We start from the raw sequence: 25,905 nt of genomic DNA, 5'->3' as shown, positions 1-25,905 counted from the left end.
GGACGATGGCAGCAGCTATTCCAGCCTCGGAACGATCAGTCTGCGTCCAGCTTCGATATGCCTGGGGTTGTCGATCTTGTTCGCTTTGGCAATCTCGCGCCATAGTCCGGGATTTTCGTATTCTTGGGCAGCAATCATCCACAGTTGGTCACCTTGGTTAAACAGCTTTTGCTTCGTGCGGTCGGCGGACTGGCGGGGAATATGCTGGAACTGCTCTTTCATGCTCATGACAGCCTTGAACGTCACACGAAGCGTAGCCCGCACCGGGATCCCGGAATCGAGAAACATCGTAAATTTTTGCGAAACCTTTTCGACAATGCCTTTAAAATTCAGGGACCCCCATACAAAACGGCATGGCGGCGGCGCGTGCAAATCTTTATCCACATCGAGCAACTTAACCACTTTCGAGGTGTGGGTGCGGACATCCGTACCTTTCTCATAGCTATCGAAGAACAGGTCCATCGACAGCGTCGTTGCTTCCCCGCTCACAAACTGGGTAATCGGCGCATTCAAGCCGGGAATCATCTGCCACACAAATTTGTTGGACGACTCCACCTGGTATTCCTTCGGGTTAAACAGCACCTCGATTTCCTGCCGGCTGCCGCCTTCCACAATAATTTTCGCTTTCGTTAAAGCCATCCGCCTCACCCTTTGCAAGTTCGGGAGTCTCGGCCGCAGGGGTCAAAGCCCGCTGCGCTGCCGCTCGAATTTGATTTTGTTCTCCAGCTCTCTATACACTTGGTCGACAAAACGATCCAAGTCCGGTAAAGCCGCCTGAGATGCGCCCGATAGTTCGACTTTCATCGCTTCAAGCTGGGCGGAAACTTGGCTGACGGCCTGCGCTGCCGCTTGCTTCGCCAGAGTCCGGCTATCGGGCTTCTGCTTTTTATGGTATTCGATTTCAGAGCGCGCAACCCGGTAGGACGGGCTCGGCGTGGCGACGGACTTGGCGGGCTGCTGAGCCGTGTGCGTCTGTGGCGCGACGAGAGGCGTTAAAACGCCTGCGGCACTGGCGCTGGCCGGCACCGCGGGCGAGAGCTGCGCGACAGCTTGCGGTCGATGCAATTGCAAAGGCAATGGCGCGGCTTTGACAGGTTGGGTGCCTAAGACGCTCGCGGGCATTGCGGGCGGACGATGTGCATCAGCCTGCAGCGGATTCAACTGCAATGAGCGTTGCGGCACTCCGGGCGACAAGACGCCCGAGGCGTTTGCGGGCATCGCGGACGGACGCTGCGCGTCAGCCTGCGACGGATGCATCTGCAACACGCGTGGCAGCAATTCGCTCGTGTCATTCGCAAACACCGCGGACGCACGAGACTCGACTGCCCTCGACTGATTGCGTTGCAACGCGCGAGATAGTAGCACACCCGAGGTGTTTGCCAACATCGCGGACAGACGCTGCACGTCTGCCTGCGACGGATGCATCTGCAACGCGCGTAACGGCGATCCAGATGACAAGACGCCCGAAGCGTTCGCAGGCATCGCGGACAAGCGTTGCTCGTTAGCCTGCGATGTATGCATCTGCAACGGGCGTAACGCCGATCCAGATGACAAGACGCCCGAGGCGTTCGTGCGCACCACTGACGGACGCTGCGTATCAGCCCGCGACGGATACAGCTCCAACGGACGTTGCGAAGCGCGAGGCGGGAAAACGCCCAAGACGCTCGCAGTTGCAGCAGACAACCAATCTGCGCGAACCTGCAGGAGCTTGTTTGCAATGGTCGCTACCATACGAGTCGAAGGGTCCGGCAATGCTTGTACAAATGGCGGTCCGAACACAGTCGCTTGACCTGCCCTGGCATGCTGCGAGGGGACGACCCTGAATTGAGGAACTGGTGCTGTTGGAGCCATGCTTCCAACTGAAGCCGAAGGGTATACGGCGCTATTCCGTTTAAACAGCGTCGCATCCGGGCCTGCCGGATGTCTACGCATTGCCCGTTCTTCCGCAGCACCGTCCCTCAAGGCAATCCGGCTCCCACCGATGTTACCCGCAAAATCCGTTACATTCGGTAAGAGGGCACTCAATCTTCCCTCCGAACGTAAGCTAACCGGTTTATGAAGGATAAAGGAATGTACGGATAAAAACCCGAATTGTTCGTACTGCGCCGGAACAACCGGATGTCGTCGTACATCTGTTAAATTCCAGCCCCATCCTTCCGATACACGTATCTCGTCTGGCATACTTCGAAACACAATATCAGCAGGGCCTGAACCCGCCCCGTGAATAAACCTACGAATCATTGGATTCGTAGAGCCCGAAACCGTCCTGGCTGTAAAGCTTCGAACGGCTTCGCTCGTAAAGCCCGAGACCGTATCGTTCGCATCATACCTAGCATTTTTCCCGCTCGTCATCACCGAATTCGATTGGGAGGCTTGATGCCGACGAACGTAACGCTGCTTCACCGCCCCTATGGAATTGGCAGCATAAATCTGCAGCCCAATAGAAGACACAGCCCTTCCTCCAGACGGCAGAGGATGGTAGCGGAGTTGCCGCCCTTCGACGGCGGTTGACCCTAGGCCCAAGCTGATCGGCGAAACGATGTTCCCCTCGAATAAGCTTGTCATCGGCATGCCGGTTTTTGCCTCTACCCGCTTAGGCTGAACAGCAACAAGCCCCGTTCTTTCGTGTCGGACAGGGACGGCCAAACCAGCCGTCATTTCTCCCCTATCTGCCTCGGCAATGCGGCTGTGATATAATTGTTCGCTTGACATGAGCATTCGGCTGCGAAGCGGAACAGAGCCGTTCGAATGTACCGAACCATCGTATTTAAACGCAGAAATGCCAGTGGATGGTGCGACACCGACAAGCATCTGAACGGAACCGATACCGCCAAATTTATTGCTGCTTCGTCCCGGACTTTGGCTGATAAAAACATTATCTCTGCGCAAGGACGCGCTCATCGGATAATGAAACCGAAGTGAAACCGACAATTCGTTCCCGATCTTCCGCTGCACGATAATAGGTGCCCGACCGTGGAGAAGGTCGGCATTCGCCTTTTGCCAATGCGTTTGTTCGAAGACGGTTGTGGTTGATGACAATACAGCCGTCTCATAACGACGGTCCGATATGTCTCGCATGGACTTGACCGGACCAGCCATGCGTAACCGCCCAAGTTCAAACAAGCGGCCTTCCGAAGCTGCCGCAGCAGCATCCTTTTGGCGGCTTCCCATGATGCGCCTGTTCTCAAGCCGGGTATCCGCCGTCCGATGACCGCCCAAGAAGCCCGCCTCAAACAAGCCAATGCGGCGCCGCAGCAAAATCCCCCTATCGAGGGAAGATATCCCCTTCGGCCTAAGCCACGACCGTCCGGTATCGGGTGCCGTTCCGCGTTTTTCCCAGCCCGTACTTCCTCCAAGCGTCCGATGCCTTTTATTATCATCATCAATCAGGCTTGCGGCGACTATGATCGGACGCATGACAGTACCGCCGCCCCGATTTTCGTCTACGGCTCGATATCCCCTCTTGTCGTCCGAATCAACCGGACTTGATGCTTTTTCCGAACGTACGCGAGCACTGACGCCACGATCCCCGCTTATGGTTTGAGCAGAGACATCATTGGAGGTGACTGAGAAAAACTCGGTAGACCGATAATTATGTATAAGATTGAAAGCGTGTTGCCGCAAGGAAACCCGCTCCCATTCCAAAACCTGCCCGAAGGCCCGCCCCTGCTTTTGCTCCGGTTTGCGCCACTCGTGCTCAAGCAGCGGACTCCGGCTGCTTTCTCCCGAAGAAGATCCCTGCTGCAAGTCCCGTTGCCGTTCGTCGCGACGCTCCTTTATTTCCGCTGCCGCATCGGGGTTTCTCAGAGCCGCCATCGCCTTGGATTCGGGCTTCCGTCTGGCCTGCTGTACTTGCTCAGCAGGAACATGCCGCACTTGTTCGCCGGGTACATTGTGCCAACTGCCTGAACGTTCGGCAAAGCGATAATCCCTTCGCAGCACCAAAGGCTCTTTCGTCCCATGGCGGCGGACTCGTCTGCTCGGACGAAGCATAGGCCCTGCCGAGACCGACTGCATGATGCCTGCATCCGCGGAGTTTCGCGAACCGGCGGCTTCTCCGTTCGTCCGGGCGTGTCGATGTACACCCACAGACTTGGACGCAGGAGCCGACGCTCGCTCCATTTCTCCAACATTCGAACGGAACGCCCTGCTTTCTTGCCGACGATCCGCCCGCGTCGTGCCTGTTGCCGAATTCGCCGCAGCCATCCGCGATGCCATTCCCACACCTGCCGGTAAAAAAGAGTTTTTCTTTCGTTCCGAAGCGTCATGCCGTCGGGCCAACTTTTCCAATAGATAAAGCGTCTTCCGGTACGTACGAAGCATGTCCCGCTCTTCTTGCTTAAGCAACTGAAGCTGCAATCTCAAATGAAGCGTCAATTGAACCAAGGAAACATGCTGAACGGGGGAACCCCCTTCTCCGGGCTCAAGCAGGGTTAGCGCTTGCGGTCCCAAGTAGTTCCTGGTTGCAAAACCGTATTTCCGCGTGATTTGTTCGGCGAACCGGAGATGCCCCGGCATACTAGGCGCCATTCCCGCTTGGATGCGCTTCGTCGTTCTCATCGTCTGTGCCCCTTGCCTTCAACGTTGCCCTTCATCCGCATTCGTACCGCTAACGGGCGTAAATGGCCTTTAATCCGTTGTGCACCAGCTCGATCGTCTCGACCGCGACCTCGCTGCTCGAAGCGCTCAACTCGGGTCCGGTCCATTTGACCGGGTAACAGCCGAAGAAATTCCAACGGATCATTTCCTGCCACGAGGCGTCGTATAAAATAATCGAGCCGCTTTTGCGCTTCACCTTGCCTCCCGCAGCGCTGAAATACCAGTCCCACAGATCGCTCGATTTCGTGATTCCCCGTTTCAATACAATCGGAGGCGATTTCGTCCCTTTCGGCAGGCGGTGCGTATACCCGTTCACCCCGCCCTCGGCGACCTCCTCGAACTCCAGCTCCGATTGCAGTCCGCTAACCTCGGAGAAGCCGGCGACCAGCATGCCGTCCAGCTCCACCATAAAACGAAACGCTTGTCCGAATATTTCCGAATCGGCTGCGCTCATGGGCATCACCTCTTTTTAAAGACGTCGAAGGGGTTGTCCGGCTCATCGTTCAGGCTGCGGTTGATACGCGAAATTTCCGAGCACCACCGCCGCCGTTCGCGATGCTCCATGTTCATGATATCGTCATGAGGCCAGTGAAAATAATAAGCCAGGAACGCAGCCTCCTCATAGAGTTTATCCGCCGGATAGACCGTCAGTTCCCCTCCGTCTCGGCTAAAAAAGAGATGTCCACCTCAAATTCGTGGTCGCATTTCGGACAGACGGTGCGTACGCTGAGCTTTTCCACTTCGTTGATTTGCCGGTAAAAGTTTTGCAGAAAAGCAAGATCCGACGTAAACAGCCGTTCGATCACCTTCGTATCGATCGCCCTCAAATCGCCCAGCTTGGTAATGACTCTGGCCAGCAAAATGATGCTCAAATAACTCGGGTTTTGCTGCACGCGCTGATCGCGCATCGGCAATATTTCGTCCGCTGCGGTTGCCAGACGCATCACGCCCCGTTTGTGCAAGCTGCCGTTCTCGTCCACATAACCGCGCGGAAGCTCGAATTCGTACTCCGTTCTGAACTCCATGATGTCCTCCTTTATGAGAAGCCTGCCGGAAGAAAACAAACGCTAGTCCCCTTCCGGCGCTTCCAGCCGTTACTTCGTCCGCGTCATGCCTTCGTGCGCCAGCTCTAAATTTTCAATAGCGACGTCGGAAGCCGTGGCGTTGAAATCCGGCGCCGTGTATTTGCAAGGCCATGCTTCGATGATCTGCCACGTCGCTACGTCCTGTCCCTCTTCATCGAGCGCGATGATGGTTACGGTTTTACGGGTCACCTTGCCTTGTACGCAACTGGAAATCCACTCGTACAAATCCAAGGAGTCGGTAACTCCCCACTTCAGCGTAATATTGCCGTATTTGGCCAATCCCGGGAGCTTGCGGGGCGTAATGACCTCATTTCCATTGCGGTATTCCACTACATCAAGCGAAGCGTCGAAGCCGGAAACCTCGCTGAAGCCCGCTTGTTGAATCCCTTCAACCTCTACTCTGTACCGAAACTTGCGATACGGATCGGTGCGTTCCACTGCCATGCTGAGCCATACCCCTTTCTACTGTAACCATCCATTATTCCGAACCGGTTTTTTGCGTAATCCGGAAAATGACGAATTCCGCCGGCTTGACCGGAGCGATGCCGATTACGCAAATCAGGCGGCCGTTATCGATGTCGTCCTGCGTCATCGTGTTGCGGCCGATTTGAATATAGAACGCTTCGCCCGGGCTTGTCCCTGCGAGCGCCCCGTCTTTCCAGACACGGGTCAGGAACGCGTCGATCGTACGCTGAACGCGGGCCCACAGCTTCTCGTCGTTCGGCTCGAAGACGACCCAGTTCGTGCCGTTCTTGATCGAGCCTTCCACGAAAATGAACAAACGGCGGACGTTCACGTACTTCCACAGCCCGTTCGAGGAAAGCGTTCTCGCCCCCCATACGCGAATCCCTTGGCCTGTAAAGGCGCGGATCAGGTTGACGCCGCGCGGGTTCAAAATATCTTGCTCGCCTTTGTTGTACTGGCAATCGAGCCCGACACAGCCGCGCACGACTTCGTTCGCAGGCGCTTTATGAACCCCACGCGTATTGTCGCTGCGGGCATAAATGCCGGCTACGGAACCGGACGGCGGTATGTAAATATTACGCTTGTCCAGCGGATCGAACACCTGCAGCCAAGGATGGTACATGGCAGCATACTGCGTATCGAAAATATCGCGGTGCGTCATCACGTCGGCAATTTTCGTTTTATCCTGCGGAATATCGAGGATCGCGAAACGGCTGCTCAAATTTTCGCAGTGCGCGACAAGCGCAAGCTGCACGTTCGGGTCGGTTACGCCGGGCACCGCCATCAGACTGACTTCGTCGTTGTCGATAAAAGCCTGGATGCCCGTCCGTTTGCCGGGACCGAGGTCCTGCCCCATGAAATCTCCCGCCGACAAGGCGTCCGCAGAACCGTCGCTGCCGCCCGACAGCTCGATCACGAACTTGCCGGCCTCTTCCGGTTGTCCGGAGATGACTTCGAACGGGTGAACCGCGCCATGGTCCGTTCCGTCGCAGGAGACGCCGACAATATTGGACTTCCCGATCACTTTTTCCACATGATTGGGAGCCGTAACGTTAAGGGAAACGCGCTCGTACGTTTCCGCCTCGTCCCCGTAGAACGCATGCAGCGTAAACTCGCACGTCGTGAGCACCTTCGCCGGAAGCAGGTTTGCATCGACTACCTCTTCGCCGCCTTCCAACGGGACTTCCAGTTCGATGATATTGTCCTGCGACGAAACGACGCGGTTGTACTGTTTGCCCTCGCCGTTATCGAAGGCAACGATGTCACCCGCTCTAAAACCGGCGTTGCTTTTCACACGGTACTTCTTGGATTGGGCAGCGTCGCCTAAAATTTCATAAATTTGCGTCTTCGCTTTGCTTGCCGGCTCCAGTACGACCCGGACCCGGTTTCCCCATTCACCTGGATTTTTGGCGAAGAGCCGAAGCGCGGAGCTCCCGTCGTTCGACGCGGATTTCGCATCGGACGGAGCCACCCTCATCACGTAACAGCGCGAGCCGCCGTTCACGAAGAAGTGCTCGACCGCATAGGCCAAATACCGGTAGGAGCCAAAAACATTCTCAGCGAGGTATCCCCCGAATTGCCGTGTAAAATCGTTCATGCTGGTAATGAATTGCGGCAGCCCTTCTACCGGCCCTCTGGCAGCGAGACCGATAAAGCCCGCCGTGCTGGTGCTGACCCCGCCCAGCGGCACACCGCCGCTGTCGAACTCTTCCACATATACTCCCGGCGATAAATATTCAGCCATTTGTTCCTGATCCGGATATCGTCATGATCCGAATCAGTTCCTCCCTCCCAATCGTCATCGCTATTCCTCATGCTATCGATTTCTCGGATGTATACAGGCTTATGTATCGATACCTTACTTCCCTCCGCTTCCTTATTCGTCGGTAGATGGGAGCAGCCCAAGCTGTACCGGTTGTCCCTCTTCCACTTGCACCTCCTGATCCAGAATAAGCGGCTCGTCGGCAGACATGAACAATTGAACCGCGCAGAAGAAACGTTTCACGCCCTGCGGCGGAAAAGCGGCCGCCCATTCCCCACGGCCGTCGGCAGCGCCTTCCGCCACGTCCGTCAGTACGGTTCCTTTGCGATGGGCAAACCGGAACGGCGTCTGCAGCTTCGCTTTGCGATTCGCTTCCTCCAATGCGACAACGCGGATAACCTCCCTTTTGGCCGGATCCGGGTCCAGCACATAGTAGCATCGGCCGCTGACCAGCCGGTGCACAGCACCAAACGCAAGCTCTGTTTCGCCTTTGTCCGCCTCTTGATGCAGCTTCGCGCAGGCCAGATTCCCGTCCATCACGGCCGCTCGAAGAATGACAGCCCCCTCGGGCACGCCTTTCGCTCTGGCGCGAATCAGCGTCGTTCCCGGCGCAAAAGGGTAGGAGGACGTCGGCAGCATCGGCACCAGCTCTACAGGCTCCAGCGGGGACAAGGCGGCCGTATCGACAACGGCCCTGCTGTCCGCATAATGCGGCGGCGCACTGAGAGCGATGCTATAAATTCCTGGCGGCAAGCCGAGCAGCAGGAACGTTCCGTCCGGCTTGCGGACCGGTCTGCACGGAACGCCCTCTACAACCAACCGCGGTACGGCGGCCGGCGCAAGACCGGTTACGACATCCACCGGCTTGACGACCAAAGCCAGCTTGATCTTCACCTCGCTGCGCAAGCGCTCCATGATCAGTTTCCTTCCCGCTCCTCCAGCTTGAACTGCGCCTCCGCAACCCGTGTGGTTTGCTTCGTGCGGGTCGAATCCAGATAAACCGGCCCGACCATGTAGCTGAGCGATAATTTGTAAGGCGTGTTGGAAAAAAGGCTGACCGCGTTTTCCAATGTAATCGGCTGCGGCATAATCCGGATCGCTTCATTGCTGTCGGCCAGCGCCCCTTGCAGGCTGAAGCCCCGCAGGACGGCATGGTCGTGAAACACCTGCATCACTTTTCCCATAATGCGGTGCTCGTCGAAGGAGCGGGTCGCGATCTCCGATGCCGAATGGCAGGTAACGAGATAAACCAAATTCAACGCCATCGGCGGATACTGCAGCGTGTCCGTTCCCCTTCCGATCATATTCGTCCGCCGGTTCTCGGTATTTTCCTGAATGCTGTACAAAAACAGCGTGAGCTGAAAATCTCCCTTATCCGTCGGCGAGGCAAGTCCGATCGCTTCCGGCTGAGACAGAAGCTTCGGGGTCAAATGCTCTCTTAACAGCTTGACCAACGTATTTCCTACGTCTGCGATCACCGTGTAATCGGCCATGCGCTTCCTCCCTTTCCGCTTCCCAGCTCAATCGAACAAGTCGGCGTATTCTCCCATTTCCTCGCGGATCCAGATCTTCCCGTTTTTGCGCAGCTCGTTGCGCGCCGAAAGCATGAGCTGCTTCATGCCTATAGCGCACCGCTGCTCAGCCGCCATAAAGGCCGCGGACAGCACGATATTTTTGATATATCCCCCGGCCAGCTCGAACTTGGACGCCAAGAAGCGAAAATCGATATCATCCTCGACCGGAGCTTCGGACGGAATCAGCCCGCGCCATATTTGCTCGCGATGCCCGGCATCCGGAAACGGAAATTTCACGATGAAGCCAAAACGCCGCATGAACGCCTCGTCCAAATTTTGCTGAAGGTTGGTAGCCAAAATGGTAATGCCGTCGTATTCCTCCATCTTCTGCAGCAAATAAGCGGTTTCCACATTGGAATACTTGTCATGCGAATCCTTGACTTCGGACCGCTTGCCGAACAACGCATCCGCTTCGTCGAAAAACAGGATGGCATTGCTGAGCTGCGCCTCGCTGAACACCTCGTGCAAGTTTTTCTCCGTTTCGCCGATGTATTTGCTGATCACCTGCGACAGATCGATTTTGTAAATTTCGAGCTGCACCTCTTTGGCCAGCACCTGCGCGGACATCGTTTTGCCCGTGCCCGGAGGCCCCGCGAATAGCAGGCTGACGCCTTTGCCGTAAGCGAGCGCGCGGTCGAATCCCCAGTCGCCGAGCACCGTGCCGCGGTATTGAAGCCTGGCGCAAGCATGCTTCAGCTGCTCTTTTTGCTCAGGAGGCAGGATGACCCGGTCCCAGTCGTATTTCGGCTCGATTCGCGCGGCCTTTTTCTTCAGGTTGTGCTGTACCTGGGCATAGCAGGCCCGGTAAACCGCATCGGACCCATCGGTTCGATGCGGTTCGGGGCCGTTCCAGCGCAGCAGTTGAACCGCGTAATCGAGAGAGGCTGCGATCTGCCCCGGCGAGAAGCGGAACTTCCCGGCAAGCGCTTCCCAATCGACGGCATCCTCCAGACGACGTTCCGCACTCCAGCTTTCCCACAGCTTCCGGCGCTCTGCCGCTTCGGGTACGGGAACCTCCACTTCCAGAAACAATTTCCTCCCTTGCAGCGGGCGCGGATTCCAGGCCTGCTCCGATAGAAGGAAAAGCGGCTCCTGCACCGACTGGAGCCGGTTCAACAGCTCCATCCGTTTTTTCCCGATGGCTTCGTCCTCTCCCAATAGCAGGTGAAAGCGCTCGAACGCAACGGCCGCACCATAGAGCATCCCTTCGCGCAGCACCTTGACAATAAGCTCGGAAAACGGCCGTTCGTCCCGAAGCAGGCTTTCGACGTTCGCCACCAGCAGCGGCTTGTCCCAATGGGCCGCCGCGTGCCGCGTCTGCAGCTTCTTTCCGGAGCCGGGCTGCCCCCATAAACAAAATACCGGGAGCGGGTCGGACTCAGCCCGCCGTTCGACAAATGCGCGCAGCCGCCCCTGAAGCTCATGCCCCGTTTGCAAATCCGGCAGCTCCCGGTCCGACTCATACAGCTTGGTGCAATGGCCCAGGGACACATCCGTATAGCCGATGCCCAGCAGAAAAGCGGTCATCCGCTCATCCAGCCGCAAGGGACGCGTAAGCAGCGGACCGTTAGATTGATCAACCGTCCGGGCTTCGCCGCGAAAAAACCATTCCATCAGCCGGCTTCCGTTCATAAAAACCTTAAGCAGTCCGCCCCCGTCCATTCCGGACAGACCATACAACCGCATCGCAAGCTCAGGCGTCAAATACTTGCAGGTTGCGTCGTCCTGAACGTAGGCATACAGCTTTTCGTACTTGCGGTCCGTCTCCAGGGCAAGCGCCATCAGCAGCGTCTGCTCTTCAAATTCATTCAACCCGAACATCTGCGACACATAGGGGGCCGGCAAGAAGCTTCCTTGCTCCATGGAGGCCTGCCGCTTCCGAGCCAGCTCTCGGTCCATCACGGCCAACTGCCGACGCAGATCCGCAAGCTCGGCATCCTCCTCCCTATCGTCCCCGTCATAGAGCAGCCTGTGCATTTCCTCTTCCGTCAGCACGAGTCCTTTGAACGGAAGGAGCGAAGGATCGGCGGGCGTGTCGGGCTCCTCCATCAGCTTCATCAGGATCGCCAGCCGCAAATCGAGCCTTGCCCATTCCCGCTCGTAATGCTCCCAAGCCGTTGCGTATCCCGGCGTATCCTTGTTCTTTTTACCGTACACGGCCATCAGTCTCCAAAGCCGGCCCGATAACGAGCCGAATCCAGTTTTGTTTGCGCCGCTTTGATCCCCCACTGATCGGCTTCCCGCTCCAGCGAAGGATCGTCGTTCACCGCCATGCCGTTGACTTCAGTCGTTGGCTTCACCCTTCCTTGCTTTTGCTGAACGATGTGCGCCAATTCGTGACCAAGCAGCTCCTGCCCCTTGGAAGTTTCAGGATTGTACTGGCCGGGCGCAAAATGAATGTCATTGCCCTGGGCATAAGCGAGCGCCCCGACCTGTTCCGCATGATTCCCCGTATGCACCATCACGTCGGAAAAGTCCGTTCCGAATGTCTGCTCCATTTTCGCCCGGACAGGCTCCGGCATCCCTTCGCCTTTTCTTTGGACGGGGGGCGTCGCAGACTTCATCTGCAGCTCGTCTTCCTCCGTGGTCATCCGTTGGGCCGTGCCGCCGGACACCATTCTCTGGACCGCACGATTGCCCGCAATTCGCTGCATGTCCTTCATCTTGAAAGCCACCGGATTCCCGGTACGCAAGGGAGCGCTTTCGAACCTTGAAGCAAGGGGAGGGGCTGAAAGCTGCTTGCCCGGGGAAGCGTCTCGAATCATCAAAGGACCACACCTTTTTTTACTAACTTACCTTGATTTTTACACAGGAGGCGTTCTTTAAGCAATATATCTTTTGCTATATTTTGACGAAATTCATCTCATTAAAGCGAGATTTTTCCTTAATATGTCGAAAAACCTTTCCACCCGCGGAACAGCCGGGAGCGCCCCGGTTGAAAAGCATCCCATTCGTTAGCCGCATCCCTTCCCCGATCCAGCCAAAGGGCGAGATTTTCCGCCGTACTTAGACGAACCTCCGCTGCAGCCCATCCGTCCGGCGTCGGATTATGGGCCGCAGGCCGTTCGGATATATTGGCCGGTGCCGGCGGACGGCCGTCCTTCTTCCACATATACTGCTTATAGAGCCGCATCGTCGTTCCCTGCGCGGTTTTTTTACGGATCTCTACCACGTGGTATTCAGGATGGCGTGTCAAAAAATGCTTCAGCTCCTCCTCCTGATGCCCTCCGACAATCCCCGTTTCTTGAAATACGGGCAGCGGCGCAGCCATCGGAACGGCAAAACGGCTGACGGGATGCTTCCGCCACAAGACCCCGATGTCTTTGCTCACTTGCTCGCAGCGGGCTTCAACGCCGGCCGCCTGCTGTAAAATTTGCGCGCCCTCGAAGTCCGCTTCCGCCTCTCTGCGCCTGAGCTCCGCATCGTTGTCGGTGTCCGGCCTGCCGAAAAGCGCCTCCGTCCGGGCGGTAAATTTGTCTAAGGCCCTGCGGAGCCCGGAGGCTTCCCTGAGGAGCCGGGCCATTTCAGACTCCGTATCCGCTTTGTACCGCTGCAAATCACTGACCCGGTCCCCGGCGGCCATCACAGACTTCTGTAGAAAGCTCCGCACAGACGTTCGTCTTATCCAGTGCTGCATCGCCCGATTTCCCGCATTTTGCTGGAGCCTCCGAATGTGCTCGAGAGTCAAGTGCCGGGCCGGGGTCCGCTTCCACGAAGGAGCGCCGTACAGCTCACGCGGAGTCACTCCCTTGGCCGCGGTGCTCCGGCTTCTTGTCCTTCCCGAATGAAATGGCATGACATCCCTTCCTCCATCTCCTGCATGTACGCTTTCCGTGCATTTTATTAGCTCACGTGCCGTCGTTTCTCTTAAATTCATAATAACACAAAATGTGGCAGCAGAAGGAATGTTTAACGATCGGAGAATAATTAAAATGGTCCAATGAAAAAGCACTTAATTGGATCTTTTCCAATGCCAATAATCGAGGTACGATGTCGAATATTTAGAAACCGTCTGCACCTTGCAGCGGCAACTATCCGGAAGGAGAGCACGACACGATGAACCCTTCGCATTCCTTGACCGTTCGTCAAGCCGAGCACGGCGATATTGAAGCGCTGGCGCCGCTGTTTGACGCGTACCGCCAGTTTTACAGGCAGCCCTCGGACGTGGAAAGGGCCGAGCGCTTTTTACGCGACAATCTGGAGCGGCAGCAATCCGTCATCTTTTTCGCCTATACGGAGGACCCGGGCCGGCCGCTTGGCTTTACCCAGCTGTACCCGACGCTTTCCTCCATTGCAATGATGCGCGTATGGACGCTGAACGACTTGTTCGTCCACCCGGACGCTCGCAAGCAGGGCGTCGCCCGGGCGCTGATGAAAGCCGCCGAGGCCCACGCCCGCGCCACCCGAGCCAAAGGCTTGCAGCTGTCCACCGCCGTCGACAATGTTACGGCGCAGCGTCTGTACGCAGCGATGGGCTATGTACGGGACGACGCGTTCCTGCACTACTATTTGAGACTGGAGGACTGAACGATGAGAAGAAAAGAATTCGAAATGATGGACGCACAGGAGACGGAGAGCTTTTTGCAGGAAGTGAGCTTTGGGGTGCTCGGTACGACGGGCGAAGACGGATGGCCGGAACTGACGCCAGTGAACTTCGTCTTTCACGAAGGGGCGGTCTATTTTCACGGCAGCAAAATCGGGCAAAAAATGGCCAATTTGAAGGCACGGCCCCAAGTCACCTTCTCCGTCGCCAAGGAGTACGCCATCGTGCCGTCCTATATCCTCGATCCGAAGCTGGCTTGTCCGGCTACGGCCTACTTCAAATCCGTCGTCGTCAAAGGCTACGGCGAGCCGGTCGACGATCTGCAGCAGAAGGCGGAGGCGCTGGGCGCGTTTATGCGCAAGCTGCAGCCGGAAGGCGGCTACGATCCGATCGATGCGGCCGATCCCGCCTATGTGCCGCAGCTTCGGGGTACGTCCGTGGTGCGCATTCGCGTGGAACGGATCACGGGCAAATACAAGTTCGGCCAAAATCTGAAAGAACCCAAGTTGAGTCAGGTCATGGACGGACTGGAGCAGCGCGGAGGCGAGCTCGATGCGGAAACGATCGCGCTTATGAAAGCGTACTGTCCGCACCATCAGGAAAAGTAAAATTCGGGAAGCTTGCGGGACCATCCGGTACCTGGCGATTACCTGAAAATACCCGTCTTTTCATCCCGGCACAAAAGCGGTATGCTAAAGGTAAATCGCACTTATGGACCCCAAGGAGGCTCCCACTACGATGACATCCGAAACCGAACTGAACCGGCTGGCCGAGCAGCTTCCGGCCTGGCTCGAAACGAGCCGCAAGGAATCCCGGCACGGCCAGCCCGCCTCCTACATCCCCGAATTGGCGCACGCTCCGGGCGACGCCTTGGGCATCGCACTGCTCGACGCCGCAGGACGCGAAGTAACGGCAGGCGACAGCCGCTTGTCCTTCACTCTGCAAAGCATCTCTAAAGTATTCACGCTGCTGCTCGCCTTGATGGATCAAGGCGAAGAAGGCGTTTTCCGCAAAGTCGGCATGGAGCCGACCGGCGACGACTTCAACTCCATGCTGAAGCTGGAGCTGGTCGAGCCCGGCATTCCGTTTAACCCGCTGATCAACGCGGGAGCCATCGCCGTCTCGTCATTGATCCGGGGCGCAACCCCCGCGGAAAAGACGGAGCGAATCCTCACCTTCTTCCGCGAACTCGCGGGCGATCCGACGCTGACCTTCAATGAAGCAGTGTACCGTTCCGAAGCCGCTACCGCTCACCGGAACCGGTCTCTTGCCTACTTCCTTAAAGATAACGAAGTGCTGGACGAAGAAGTGGAGCCGGTACTGGACGTTTATTTCAAGCACTGCTCCGTAGAAGTGACCTGCCGCCATGTAGCGCGCATGGCGCTCGTGCTGGCGATGAACGGAACCGACCCCTTGACGGGACGGGAGCTGGTGCCACGGCGCTATGTGCAGATCGCCAAAACGTTCATGGTCAGCTGCGGCATGTACAACGCCTCCGGCGAGTTCGCCATCCGCGTCGGGCTTCCGGCCAAAAGCGGCGTCGCCGGCGGCATTCTCGCTCTCGTACCGGGTCGGTACGGCATCGGCGTGGTCGGTCCGGCGCTGAACGAGAAGGGCAACAGCATCGCCGGCGTCCATCTGCTGCAAACGATGTCGGAAGCGTTCGACTGGAGCATGTTTTAGCTGGAGCGGAGCGCCGAAAGGCGCTGTCGAAGGGTGAACTCAGCCCTGCGTCCGCGCTTTGGGTTTGAGCAGGTAGCATGGTGCTGCCTGCTCAAAGCCCCAAGCATAGGCTATCCTCTGGCTGCATCAGAGCACGCGCCTCTTCCGGCCAGCCCATTTGCTAAATAAAGGAACCTCAATGCGCTATCACTCCTACGAAACCGACTTCGAATCGCTTAGCTCATCTCCAGTGCTTTATTCATGTCGAATGGCCATCCCAGCTCCGGCAAAAGCCAAATAGCGCATTGCCCGTGCTCTATTTTCCAAAAAGCAGCATCCCCTACCAAATTAAGTACATCGCAGTTCCGCTATTTTCCGCCGGTGCACGCGCACTCTATCCAGAATTGCCAGTCGTCTTATCCCAATCAATGTTCCTCCTCCTGCGCACTCTCTGAAACACTTATGCAACCGAAAACGTCGTCAGGCTGGCTTAACGAAAAAAAACACAGCCTCTTGAGCCGTACCCGTAAGGTTCGTGCGTCAAAGAAACTGTGCTTTTCACATTCAGGTGTCTTACTTCAAATCTTTCATCGCGACTGCGTCCATATCGGAGAACTCCTGGTTCTCTCCGGCCATCGCCCAAATGAACGTATAATTGCTTGTGCCTACGCCGCTGTGGATCGACCAGCTTGGGCTGATGATTGCCTGCTCGTTGCGGACGACCACGTGACGGGTTTCCGTCGGCTCGCCCATCAGATGGAAGACGACGCCGTCTTCCGGCATATCGAAGTAGAAGTACACTTCCGAGCGGCGGTTATGCGTATGGCAAGGCATCGTGTTCCACATGTTGCCCGGCTTCAGCAGCGTCATGCCCATCACGAGCTGGCAGCTTTGGATGCCGTTCAAGTGAATGTATTTGTAGATCGTGCGCTCGTTGGAGTTGGTGATCGAACCGAGGTGCTGCGGCTCCGCCTCGCTGATCGCCACCTTTTGCGTCGGGTAATTTTTGTGCGCCGGGGTCGAGCTCAGGTAGAAGCGCGCCGGATTCGCGGCATCCGCGCTCTTGAACACGACTTGCTTGTTGCCGAGACCGACGTACAGGCCGTCTTTGTTCTCCAGCACATAATCGGTGCCATCGACCGTAACGACGCCTTGGGCGCCCACGTTGATGATCCCGATTTCGCGGCGCTCGAGGAAATAGTCCGCCCCCATGTCGTGCTTATCCGCTTCAAGCAGAACCGGCTCCGTCGTCGGTACGGCGCCGCCCGTAATGAAGCGGTCCACGTGGCTGTACACCAGATTCAGCTTGCCCGGTACGAACAAGCCTTCGATCAAATATTCTTGGCGCAAACGTTCCGTATCGTACGTCTTCGTTTCCGTCGGGTTGGTTGCGTAACGAATTTCCATAGCCATCGTATAATTCCTCCCGTATTTGCATGGTCACTGCTATTATAAACCATACGTTCATTTAAGTTCAAATGAAATATTTCCGAACCGAAATGAACCTGCAAGGACATGTGAAAACGCAAACGCAGGCATCAAGCGGATCGTTCCCAACCTTCCGCCCGCGAGCATGCGCGTCTGAAGGCGCGGGCTTCCGGCCGCAACCGCCTCGCCCGCATGCCGTTCCTGCGCTACCTTCCGGCCCGGCTCCGCTCGATTCGCGTGCCCGCCGCTTCGTAGCTTCGCGCCGTCTCCTCCGGCAAATACGGATCGGTCACGATCACGCCGATTTCAGACAGCTTCGCGAACGTGATCAGCGCGCACTTGTCGAACTTACTGTGGTCCGCCACGCAAAACACCTGCTTCGCGGAATCGATCATCGCCCGTTTTTGCCCGACGTGGGAATGGGTGAAGATCGTAAATCCGTACTCTGGATGAATTCCGGTCGTGGACAGAAACGCCTTCTGCACGTTCAGCCTGCCGAGAAATTCCGCGGCTTCTTCGCTGACCAGCATATTCCGGCTGCGGAAGCCGCCGGGGACGACCAGCCTTACGCGGTCCTTCTTGATCAGCTCGCTGATGATATGCAGATCGTTCGTGATGACCGTCAGCGGCGCATTATCTAGCAGCTTGGCCATCTCCAGCGTCGTGCTGCCGCTGTCGAGCGCGATAATGTCGTTCGGCTCGACGAACCGCAGCGCCCATTCCGCCGCCTCCCGCTTCTCGTCCGGATGCTTCGGATTCGGTGCGAGCCCGGCGAGCAGGCCGGAGTAGCCTTCATTGGCCAGCACGGCGCCGCCGTGCGTCCGGTGCAGCAGTCCTTTGCTTTCCAGCTTCTCGAGATCCTGGCGGATCGTCTTGCCCGTCACCCCGAGCTTGCCCGCCAAATCGGCGACGGACACCTCGCGGTGCGCCATGAGCAACTCCATAATTTTCTCGTATCGTATGATGGCTGACATCGTTGCCCCCCGCTTTGTGGACTGCTCCCTTACAGGCCAATCCGCCCCCATATTTTTGCTGCCCCTATGGTAACACAGCTCCTCCGGGAAAACCAAGCATCCCCGGCAAATCCGTCCGTATGCCCGCTCTCCGCCCCTTGCGGGCGGCCTCTGCCGTAAAAACCGAAACTCCGTGACGCTGCCGTACGAAAAGTGTTATAATATGGTCTAATGTAAGCAATGAAGAAACATGGAAGGATGGAGCGTCATGAACCCTCTTGCCCAAAGTTTAAATGAGACCATTCAAAAGGAAAGCCCGCACGTCTACGAGATGCTGTCCGAGCTCGGCAAACAAATTTATTTTCCGAAGGTCGGCATCCTGAGCCAATCCGCCGAAGCGAAGGCGAAGGCCAAGAAGTTCAACGCCACCATCGGCACGGCGCTGGAGAACGGTCAGCCGATGCATCTCAAAGTCATCCAAGATACACTGTCCGCTTACAATCCGAAGGACATTTACGAATATGCCCCGCCGGCGGGCAAGCCGGAGCTTCGCACCGCATGGCGCAGCAAGATCATCGAGGAAAATCCGTCCCTTCAGGGCAAAAACCTCGGCAATCCGATCGCGACGAACGCGCTGACCCACGGGCTAAGCATCGTGGCCGATTTGTTCGCGGGTCCGGGAGACGCCGTCCTCATTCCGGATAAAAACTGGGAAAACTACGAGCTGACCTTCGGCATTCGCCGCGGCGCCGAGCTCGTATACTACCCGCTCTACACGGAAGACCGTCTGTTCAACGCCGCGGCGCTCCGCGACGCCCTGCTTGCGCAGAAGAACAAGGGCAAAGCTATCGTCGTGCTGAACTTCCCGAACAACCCGACCGGCTACACGCCAGGTCCGGAAGAAGGGCGCGCCATCGTAGCCGCGATCAAGGAAGCGGCGGAAGCCGGTATCAACGTCGTTGCCGTCACGGACGACGCTTACTTCGGCCTGTTCTTCGAAGATTCGCTGCACGAGTCGCTTGCCGGCCAGTTGGCGGGGCTTCATCCGCGCGTGCTGTCGGTCAAGATTGACGGCGCAACGAAGGAAGAATACGTGTGGGGCTTCCGCGTCGGCTTCATTACGTACGTCGGACAAAGCGATGCCACATTGGCGGCTTTGGAGCAAAAAACGATCGGCATTATCCGCGGAACGATTTCCAGCGGCCCGCATCCGTCGCAGACGTTCGTGCTGCATGCGCTGCAATCGCCGGACTTCAAAGCCCAGAAGCAGGAGAAGTTCGACATTATGAAAGGCCGCGCCAACCGAGTCAAAGCGCTGCTCGATACCGGTAAATTCGATCAGGTATGGGACTATTACCCGTTCAACTCCGGCTACTTCATGTGCCTGAAGCTGAAGACGGTCGACGCCGAAACGCTGCGCCTGCACCTGCTCGATAAGTACGGCGTCGGGACGATCGCCCTCGGCGAAACCGATCTCCGCGTCGCCTTCTCCTGCATCGAGGAAGCGAATATCGACGAGCTGTTCGAAATAATCTACCAAGGTGTTCTGGATCTCCAGAATGTCGCCGCGAGATAAACGAAATCCGTAAAAGCCGGGGTTCGCAAGAGCCTCCGGCTTTTTTTGCATTTGCAATCGACCGAAAATGAATGCTACAATAAATCTACGTTAACACCTCGGTTAAGTGAGACTTTGTCCAAAAGGAGGAATGTGGATGACAGCATGCCGACCTAAGCACCCTCTTCATGTCCTTTTCGTGTTGCTTACCGGTCTGTTCCTCACATTCTCCTGGTTCATCCCGATTGCCGAAGCGGAAAATCCGCCGCTCACGCGCTCGATGACGATGGGCCAATCGGGCACCTCCACTGTTGTATCCACCGCTTCCCGTCAGCAGACGGACAATGACATGCACACGCCTGTGTCAGGCCTGCCGTATCTCCGTTCGGAAGCGATCCGATTTCCCATACCTGCCTTCATCTTGGAGCGGCGCTCCGACCGTTCCATCTTCCTCCTGCTCAAGCAGCAGCTCCTAATGCCTTTAAAATTTACGGTGATTACGTACCTCGCTCCCCAAGTTTGATCGTTTACGGGCTCCGGCAGCCGGACCCGCAATCCAAAACTTGGGAGGAGATTCCATGACAGATATCCGAGAGTCCGATCTTCCGGGAATCGGACGAAAATTTCAACTGCACGCACGCGGAGGCGATAAATTGGTCGTGGTCGTCCACGACGACGGAAGAAGAGAGCTGTATCATTTTGATCCGGACGATCCGGATGAGACCGTCTCCACGGTAACGCTGGACGACGACGAGGCAAGAATGATGGCCGGTATTATCGGCGGGATGAGCTATCGGCCCAAATCGCTCGAAACGATGGAAGTGGCGCTGGACGCCCTGGTCGTGGAATGGTTCAAGATCGAAGCCGGCGCAGGCAGCGTCGGGCATACGATCGGCGGGCTGAACGTCCGCAAACAGACGGGAGCGACGATTATTGCCGTCGCCGAGAAAAATCATACGCACTGCATCAATCCGGGCCCGGAGTACCGGCTTAACGCGGAATCGACGCTCGTCGTCGCGGGAGAACGCAAGCAATTGAAGGCGCTGAAGGTGCTCCTTCAGCAAGGGAGCCTGTAGCCTATGGAGCACATCGTACTAGAGATCGGGCTGGCGATTTGTCTCATTGCCGCTGCGGGCTGGCTTTCCACGAAGCTGCGATTTTCCGTCATTCCGTTTTACATCTTAATCGGGATGGCGGTCGGCCCCCATGCGCCAAAGTTCGGGGCATTCGATTTCCGCTTCATCGACAGCGCTCCGCTGATCGAATTTATGGGCCGCCTTGGGGTACTGTTCCTGCTCTTTTATCTCGGACTGGAATTTTCGGTCGGCCGGCTGATCAAGTCCGGACGCTCGATCGCGGTCGGAGGCACGATCTATATCGCGATCAATTTTACGCTCGGGCTGCTGTTCGGCTGGCTCTCCGGCTTTCCGCTGAACGAGACGCTGGTCATTGCCGGCATTACGACGATTTCCTCCAGTGCGATCGTCGCCAAAGTGCTCGTCGATCTGAAGCGGACGGCCAATGCCGAGACGGAAATGATTCTGGGCATCATCATGTTCGAAGACGTGTTCCTGGCCGTCTATATCTCCATTCTGTCCGGACTGCTGTTAAGCGGAGCCACATCGGTAGGAGGCATTGTCCTGTCCGCGCTGCTCTCGCTCGGCTTCATGCTCGGCTTCCTGATCGTCGGGCGCAAAGCGGTGCCCTGGCTGAACCGCTTCCTGAATATCCGGTCCAACGAAGTGTTTCTGCTGTTCGTCTTCGGATTTTTGACGGTCGTTGCGGGCTTCTCCGAAACGATTCACGTCGCGGAAGCGATCGGTGCGCTGCTCGTCGGACTCGTATTGGCTGAGACCGAGCACAGGCACCGGATCGAGAAGCTGATTCTTCCGTTCCGGGATTTCTTCGGGGCGCTGTTCTTCTTCAGCTTCGGCCTGACCATCGATCCGCTCACGCTCGGCGGCGCCGTCTGGCTCTCCTTGGGAGCGGTGCTGCTGACGCTCGCCGGCAACTACATTGCGGGGATGCTGGCCGGACGGAGCGCCGGGTTATCTCCGAAAGCATCGTCCAATATCGGGCTTACGATCGTCTCCCGAGGGGAATTCTCCATCATTATGGCCAATCTCGGCAAAGCCGGCGGACTGATGGCCGTCCTGCAGCCATTCGCCGCGCTGTACGTGCTGATTTTGGCGATTCTCGGACCGCTGCTGACGAAGGAATCGAAGTTCGTGTTCGGCCTGCTGAATCATTGGTTTAAATTCGACAGGGCGGCAGCTGCGACGCCGGACCGCTCCAAGGCACAGGAAAACCATCCGGCCTGACGACGCAAACAAGCCTGACGGAAGGGATCGCTCTCTTTTCGTCAGGCTTGTTCATATTGGCTTAGATCAACAGATTAAACAAGTTCGGGTCCTTATTAATCTCGCTGAACCGCAGCCCGCGCTGCTCCATCCGTTCGATCAGCGGACCATAATCGTCCTTGTGCTTGAGCTCGATGCCGACAAGCGCAGGACCGTTTTCCTTGCTTGTTTTCTTCGTATACTCGAACCGCGTAATGTCGTCGGTCGGTCCGAGCACGTATTCGAGAAACTCCCGCAAAGCGCCTGCACGCTGCGGAAAGTTGACGATGAAGTAATGCTTCAGGCCCTCGTAAATGAGCGACCGCTCCTTGATTTCCTGCATCCGGTCGATATCGTTATTGCCGCCGCTGATGACGCATACGACATTTTTGCCGGCGATCTGCTCGCGGTAAAACTCCAACGCCGCTACTGACAGCGCTCCCGCCGGCTCGGCCACGATGGCGTTCTCGTTGTACAGCTCAAGAATCGTCGTGCACACTTTACCTTCCGGCACGACGATGATATCGTCGAGAGACTCGCGGCAGATGTCGTACGTCAGCTCGCCGACCCGCTTGACCGCCGTGCCGTCGACGAATTTGTCGATCTCGCCGAGCGTGACGATCTCGCCCGAATCGACCGATTGCCGCATCGAAGGCGCTCCGGTCGTCTCCACGCCGATGACCCGGGTGGATGGGCTGACGCCCTTAATATACGTGCTCATGCCGGCAATGAGCCCGCCGCCGCCGATCCCGGCGAACACGTAGTCGACCGGCCCCTGCATATCGTTCATCAGCTCCAGGCCGACGGTGCCCTGCCCGGCAATAACCTTCGGATGATCGAACGGGTGAACGAACGACAATCCTTCGCGCTCCCCGTAATCCAGCGCTTCCCGCAGCGAATCGTCGAAGGTATCCCCGGTCAGCACGACGTCGACGAACGGGCCGCCGAACAGCTTGACTTGCGATATTTTTTGCCGCGGCGTTGTCGTCGGCATGAAGATTTTGCCCGGAATTTGCAGCGCTTTGCAGGAATAAGCCACGCCTTGGGCATGGTTGCCGGCGCTGGCGCAGACGACGCCTTTGCGCAGCTTGTCCTCCGGCAGACTGCGGATCATATTGTAGGCGCCGCGAATTTTGAACGAGCGGACCACCTGCAAGTCCTCCCGCTTCAAGAACACGTTGCAGCTGTATTTTTCGGATAAAATGAAATTTTTTTGCAAGGGGGTCTGATGTACGACGTCCTTCAGCAGATGGCTGGCGACGAGAATATCCTCTAGTTTGATATGCTGTGCGGTCATAATTGCTTTTCCTCCAACCCGGTGTACGTAAGTCTAGCGCCCGGAAGTACGGGCTTGCTCGCAATTTCTCCTAATTATACACCGTTCGGCGCATCTGTCCATCCCCTATGCCCAATTGCCAGGATAACCCGCCGCCGATGTTGCAAAGCGATGTATGATCGGATACGATGACGGTACGGGGCATGAACTCCACGCTTTTATATGAAGCCATTCCATAATATTGGAGAAATTTATGAAAATAACGACGCTAATCGAAAATTTGAAGAATGATTCACAAGATTTAATCAATGAATCCGGCCTATCACTTTACATAGAACAAGATAACAAACGCATCCTGTTTGATACGGGAAAAACCGGCAGCTTTATTGCGAATGCAAAGAAACTGGGAATTCGTTTGGAGGATGTTGATGCCGTAGTCCTTTCTCATGGTCATCATGATCATGGCGGAGGTCTTCTGCCGTTCTTTAAGGTAAACAGCAAAGCCAAAGTCTATATGAAAAGAAAAGCTTCAGGAGATTATTATTTTCATATCTTCGGTTTTAGCAAAAACATCGGCATCGATAAAAAAGTATTCGAGGAGTATTCCAACCGAATTACTTATATTGATCGTTTTACCGAAATCATGAATGACATTTATATTATTACAGACATCGAGGAGCATGATTTGACCCCGAAGGGAAATAAATATTTATTTGCCCAAGAAGGGAATAAGCGGGTTCGAGATCAATTCGATCATGAGCTCATGATGGTGATCAAAGAGCAAGACGGGATCAGCCTATTTACAGGATGTTCCCACAAAGGCACTCCCAATATGATACGAGCCGCCAGAACTATGTTCCCCAGTCTAACGATTAAAGCGGTGATAGGCGGCTTTCATCTCATGACGATACCGATGCTAACTTCATTCAGCGCTTCCCAGGAAGAGATTCAAGTCATTGCCCAGATGATCATCGACGAGAATATCCAAAAAGTATATACAGGGCATTGCACAGGGGTAAAAGCTTACAAAAAATTAAAACATATTTTAGGTTCCAAAATCGAGTATATTCGAACAGGCTCTCAGATCCACGTTTAAAAAACGGACCCTCCAGCAGCATATGACATGACTGCAGGAAGGTCCGTTTCCCGTTGCAATTCTAACCTTTTTTTAGTCGTTCTCTCTCATTTATCGAATGATGATGGTGTGGACGAGTTGGTTTTTGCCTCTCAGCTCCAAGGTACGTCCTGCGGTCAGCTGGCTGACGTCGCCGGAAATGTAAACTTCGGGAGCGATCGAGTAGACCGCCGTTTGCACGCCGCCATTGTTAACGTTTTGGTTAATCGAAACGGTGGCGAGCCCGCCCTTGGAGTTCAGCGTGTAGCTGTTCAGCGTTCCCGTGACCGTGAAGTCCGTTTGCTGCTGCGGATCGCCCGTCGTGTTCAACACTTCAACGTAGATCGCTTTACCGCCGTAAGTGCGGATCAGCACCTGATCGCCCGTGCGCAGGTCGCCGGGAGCTACGCGGGAGCCGTTGCGGAATACGAATACGTTCGAATCCATCTCGACGTTCAGAGCTTCGTTGTTTTGCGATTTCACCGGCAGCAGGTTGTTGTTCAGCGCGCCGGTTACCGTGCCTTTCACCGATGCGTGGTCAGGCAACTGGCTGCCCGTACGATCCAGCAACGCAGCAAGCTCGGCGCGGGATACCGACTTGTTCGGGCGGAATGTGTTGTCCTCGTACCCGTCGATCAAGTTTTTCTCGATCGCCACGGCGACGTAGCCTACGGAACCGGCAGGAATTTTGTCGGCATCGCGGAACGGAAGCTTAGCGTTCATTTTGGCTTTGGCTTGGTCCTGCAGCTTCATCGCTTTAACCAGCAGCGTTGTCGCCCACAGGCGGTCCGCTTCTTTCTCCGGCTGAATCATGTCTTCCGTCTCGGAGAACAAGTCATTTTGCAGTGCGACGGAAACGTAGCCGGTCGCCCACGGATATTTTTGCTTCAGTTTGTCCGCATCCTTGAAGTTCAAGTTGGCCGCTTTCGCATCGGCCGACTCGGCTTGATCGCGCAGACCCATCAGACGGACCGCAGCGGTAATTGCCTCGATGCGGGAGATAGTTTTGCGCGGCTGGAACGTGCCGTCCTCGTACCCTTCGAATACGCGCTTGGAAGCGAGAGAAGCGATGTAGCGCTGCGCCCATTCCACGTCCTTGCCCTTCAGATCGTCAAACGTCAGCTTAATGTTAATATTGACATCTTTGCCGTAATCCACTTTTTTCACGATCGTATCGCGGTCGTCGCGATCCTTGTCGTGACCTTTGCCTTTGCCGTCGGCGAAAGCCGCCGTCGATCCGCCCAGCACCATCGCCAGGGTCAATCCGGAAATCACTGTCTTCTTGAAAGCTTTGCTCATCATTCATTCTCCTTTGCCAAGTGGGTTTAACCGCAGTCAGGCTTCTGACGAACCCACGGACAGCACGGGGCCCCGCCGCTCGAATAGCGGAGGAAAATCCATCGCCCGTCGATTCTCAAGCAAGTGCGATTGATGATATGTGTATGAAAAGAGGATGTTTCAGAACCTTCGCGAAGAGTTCCTGACTTCACTTACATCGTTCGCCCCCCCGAAATTGTTTAGGGGGGTCCCTTTAGATCGCCTGCCAAAAA

At 56.3% G+C, this 25,905-nt stretch carries 24 protein-coding genes; 8 read left to right on the top strand and 16 right to left on the bottom strand.

Annotated elements, in window-relative coordinates:
• Nucleotides 1-15 precede the first annotated feature (15 nt).
• The 12 genes from QMG93_RS28270 to QMG93_RS28220 all read right to left on the bottom strand — a co-directional run bounded on the left by QMG93_RS28270 (nt 16) and on the right by QMG93_RS28220 (nt 13,281).
• Entirely contained in the window at nt 16-639 is a 624-nt protein-coding gene (locus QMG93_RS28270) for a CIS tube protein (RefSeq protein ID WP_281942526.1), read from the bottom strand.
• 42 nt (nt 640-681) lie between these two features.
• Complete coding sequence (locus QMG93_RS28265) at nt 682-4,560, bottom strand: hypothetical protein (protein ID WP_281942524.1); 3,879 nt, start codon at nt 4,558-4,560, stop codon at nt 682-684.
• Between the two features lie 49 nt (nt 4,561-4,609).
• Nucleotides 4,610-5,053 (bottom strand): phage tail protein, encoded by a 444-nt coding sequence (locus QMG93_RS28260; RefSeq protein ID WP_036678869.1) that lies wholly within the window; start codon nt 5,051-5,053, stop codon nt 4,610-4,612.
• A gap of 5 nt (nt 5,054-5,058) precedes the next feature.
• Nucleotides 5,059-5,250 (bottom strand): DUF6760 family protein, encoded by a 192-nt coding sequence (locus QMG93_RS35250; protein WP_309299690.1) that lies wholly within the window; start codon nt 5,248-5,250, stop codon nt 5,059-5,061.
• Nucleotides 5,247-5,624: a hypothetical protein gene (locus QMG93_RS28255; protein WP_010500500.1), complete on the bottom strand. Its 378-nt coding sequence runs from the start codon at nt 5,622-5,624 to the stop codon at nt 5,247-5,249. The genes QMG93_RS35250 and QMG93_RS28255 overlap by 4 nt, the downstream gene beginning before the upstream one ends.
• Before the next feature lie 69 nt (nt 5,625-5,693).
• Nucleotides 5,694-6,128 carry a phage tail protein gene (locus tag QMG93_RS28250; protein ID WP_010500499.1) on the bottom strand — a complete coding sequence of 145 codons (435 nt, stop codon included), beginning with the start codon at nt 6,126-6,128 and terminating at the stop codon, nt 5,694-5,696.
• Between the two features lie 34 nt (nt 6,129-6,162).
• Nucleotides 6,163-7,893 (bottom strand): phage tail sheath family protein, encoded by a 1,731-nt coding sequence (locus QMG93_RS28245; protein ID WP_281942520.1) that lies wholly within the window; start codon nt 7,891-7,893, stop codon nt 6,163-6,165.
• Between the two features lie 132 nt (nt 7,894-8,025).
• Entirely contained in the window at nt 8,026-8,826 is an 801-nt protein-coding gene (locus QMG93_RS28240; RefSeq protein ID WP_281942518.1) for a hypothetical protein, read from the bottom strand.
• 2 nt (nt 8,827-8,828) lie between these two features.
• Nucleotides 8,829-9,404, bottom strand: a complete 576-nt coding sequence (locus tag QMG93_RS28235; RefSeq protein ID WP_281942516.1) for a DUF4255 domain-containing protein — start codon at nt 9,402-9,404, stop codon at nt 8,829-8,831.
• 27 nt (nt 9,405-9,431) lie between these two features.
• Nucleotides 9,432-11,642, bottom strand: coding sequence for an ATP-binding protein (locus QMG93_RS28230; RefSeq protein WP_281942514.1), 2,211 nt, complete (start codon nt 11,640-11,642; stop codon nt 9,432-9,434).
• A gap of 5 nt (nt 11,643-11,647) precedes the next feature.
• Nucleotides 11,648-12,148: a DUF4157 domain-containing protein gene (locus QMG93_RS28225; RefSeq protein WP_281942512.1), complete on the bottom strand. Its 501-nt coding sequence runs from the start codon at nt 12,146-12,148 to the stop codon at nt 11,648-11,650.
• A gap of 221 nt (nt 12,149-12,369) precedes the next feature.
• Entirely contained in the window at nt 12,370-13,281 is a 912-nt protein-coding gene (locus QMG93_RS28220; RefSeq protein ID WP_281942510.1) for a hypothetical protein, read from the bottom strand.
• 260 nt (nt 13,282-13,541) lie between these two features.
• Here QMG93_RS28220 and QMG93_RS28215 point away from each other — a divergent pair, with 260 nt between their 5' ends.
• The 3 genes from QMG93_RS28215 (at nt 13,542) to glsA (ending at nt 15,711) form a co-directional block, all read left to right on the top strand.
• A complete protein-coding gene (locus tag QMG93_RS28215; RefSeq protein ID WP_281942507.1) occupies nt 13,542-14,012 on the top strand; it encodes a GNAT family N-acetyltransferase in 471 nt (156 codons plus the stop codon).
• Between the two features lie 3 nt (nt 14,013-14,015).
• The gene (locus QMG93_RS28210) at nt 14,016-14,636 is read left to right on the top strand and encodes a pyridoxamine 5'-phosphate oxidase family protein (RefSeq protein WP_281942505.1); all 621 of its coding nucleotides are present in this window, start codon (nt 14,016-14,018) and stop codon (nt 14,634-14,636) included.
• 130 nt (nt 14,637-14,766) lie between these two features.
• Nucleotides 14,767-15,711, top strand: coding sequence for a glutaminase A (glsA, locus tag QMG93_RS28205; RefSeq protein WP_281942504.1), 945 nt, complete (start codon nt 14,767-14,769; stop codon nt 15,709-15,711).
• A 552-nt stretch (nt 15,712-16,263) separates the two neighbouring features.
• On the opposite strand, the gene kduI is transcribed toward glsA, so the two are convergent.
• Both kduI and QMG93_RS28195 read right to left on the bottom strand, forming a co-directional pair.
• Nucleotides 16,264-17,097: a 5-dehydro-4-deoxy-D-glucuronate isomerase gene (gene kduI / locus QMG93_RS28200; protein ID WP_179223554.1), complete on the bottom strand. Its 834-nt coding sequence runs from the start codon at nt 17,095-17,097 to the stop codon at nt 16,264-16,266.
• Nucleotides 17,098-17,324: 227 nt separating this feature from the next.
• Nucleotides 17,325-18,092: a DeoR/GlpR family DNA-binding transcription regulator gene (locus QMG93_RS28195; RefSeq protein WP_281942502.1), complete on the bottom strand. Its 768-nt coding sequence runs from the start codon at nt 18,090-18,092 to the stop codon at nt 17,325-17,327.
• A gap of 247 nt (nt 18,093-18,339) precedes the next feature.
• On the opposite strand from QMG93_RS28195, the gene QMG93_RS28190 reads away from it, so the two are divergent.
• The 4 genes from QMG93_RS28190 to QMG93_RS28175 all read left to right on the top strand — a co-directional run bounded on the left by QMG93_RS28190 (nt 18,340) and on the right by QMG93_RS28175 (nt 21,947).
• Entirely contained in the window at nt 18,340-19,647 is a 1,308-nt protein-coding gene (locus QMG93_RS28190) for an aminotransferase class I/II-fold pyridoxal phosphate-dependent enzyme (protein ID WP_281942500.1), read from the top strand.
• A gap of 136 nt (nt 19,648-19,783) precedes the next feature.
• Nucleotides 19,784-20,149 (top strand): hypothetical protein, encoded by a 366-nt coding sequence (locus tag QMG93_RS28185; RefSeq protein ID WP_281942498.1) that lies wholly within the window; start codon nt 19,784-19,786, stop codon nt 20,147-20,149.
• 55 nt (nt 20,150-20,204) lie between these two features.
• Nucleotides 20,205-20,702, top strand: coding sequence for a cation:proton antiporter regulatory subunit (locus tag QMG93_RS28180; protein ID WP_281942496.1), 498 nt, complete (start codon nt 20,205-20,207; stop codon nt 20,700-20,702).
• 3 nt (nt 20,703-20,705) lie between these two features.
• Nucleotides 20,706-21,947: a cation:proton antiporter gene (locus QMG93_RS28175; RefSeq protein WP_281942495.1), complete on the top strand. Its 1,242-nt coding sequence runs from the start codon at nt 20,706-20,708 to the stop codon at nt 21,945-21,947.
• Between the two features lie 61 nt (nt 21,948-22,008).
• Here the strand turns inward: QMG93_RS28175 and ilvA are convergent, their stop codons facing one another.
• Nucleotides 22,009-23,262, bottom strand: coding sequence for a threonine ammonia-lyase IlvA (ilvA, locus tag QMG93_RS28170; RefSeq protein WP_281942493.1), 1,254 nt, complete (start codon nt 23,260-23,262; stop codon nt 22,009-22,011).
• A gap of 232 nt (nt 23,263-23,494) precedes the next feature.
• Between ilvA and QMG93_RS28165 the strand changes: the two genes are divergently transcribed.
• Complete coding sequence (locus QMG93_RS28165; RefSeq protein ID WP_281942491.1) at nt 23,495-24,337, top strand: MBL fold metallo-hydrolase; 843 nt, start codon at nt 23,495-23,497, stop codon at nt 24,335-24,337.
• Between the two features lie 90 nt (nt 24,338-24,427).
• Here QMG93_RS28165 and QMG93_RS28160 read toward each other — a convergent pair whose 3' ends face one another.
• A complete protein-coding gene (locus QMG93_RS28160; RefSeq protein ID WP_281942559.1) occupies nt 24,428-25,654 on the bottom strand; it encodes an S-layer homology domain-containing protein in 1,227 nt (408 codons plus the stop codon).
• Between the last annotated feature and the right edge of the window lie 251 nt (nt 25,655-25,905).

The organism is Paenibacillus tyrphae (genome assembly GCF_027925525.1).
Taxonomy (GTDB): domain Bacteria; phylum Bacillota; class Bacilli; order Paenibacillales; family NBRC-103111; genus Paenibacillus_G; species Paenibacillus_G tyrfis_B.
Note: the sequence above shows the minus strand (reverse complement) of the source record. Positions and strands in the feature narration are given on the sequence as shown.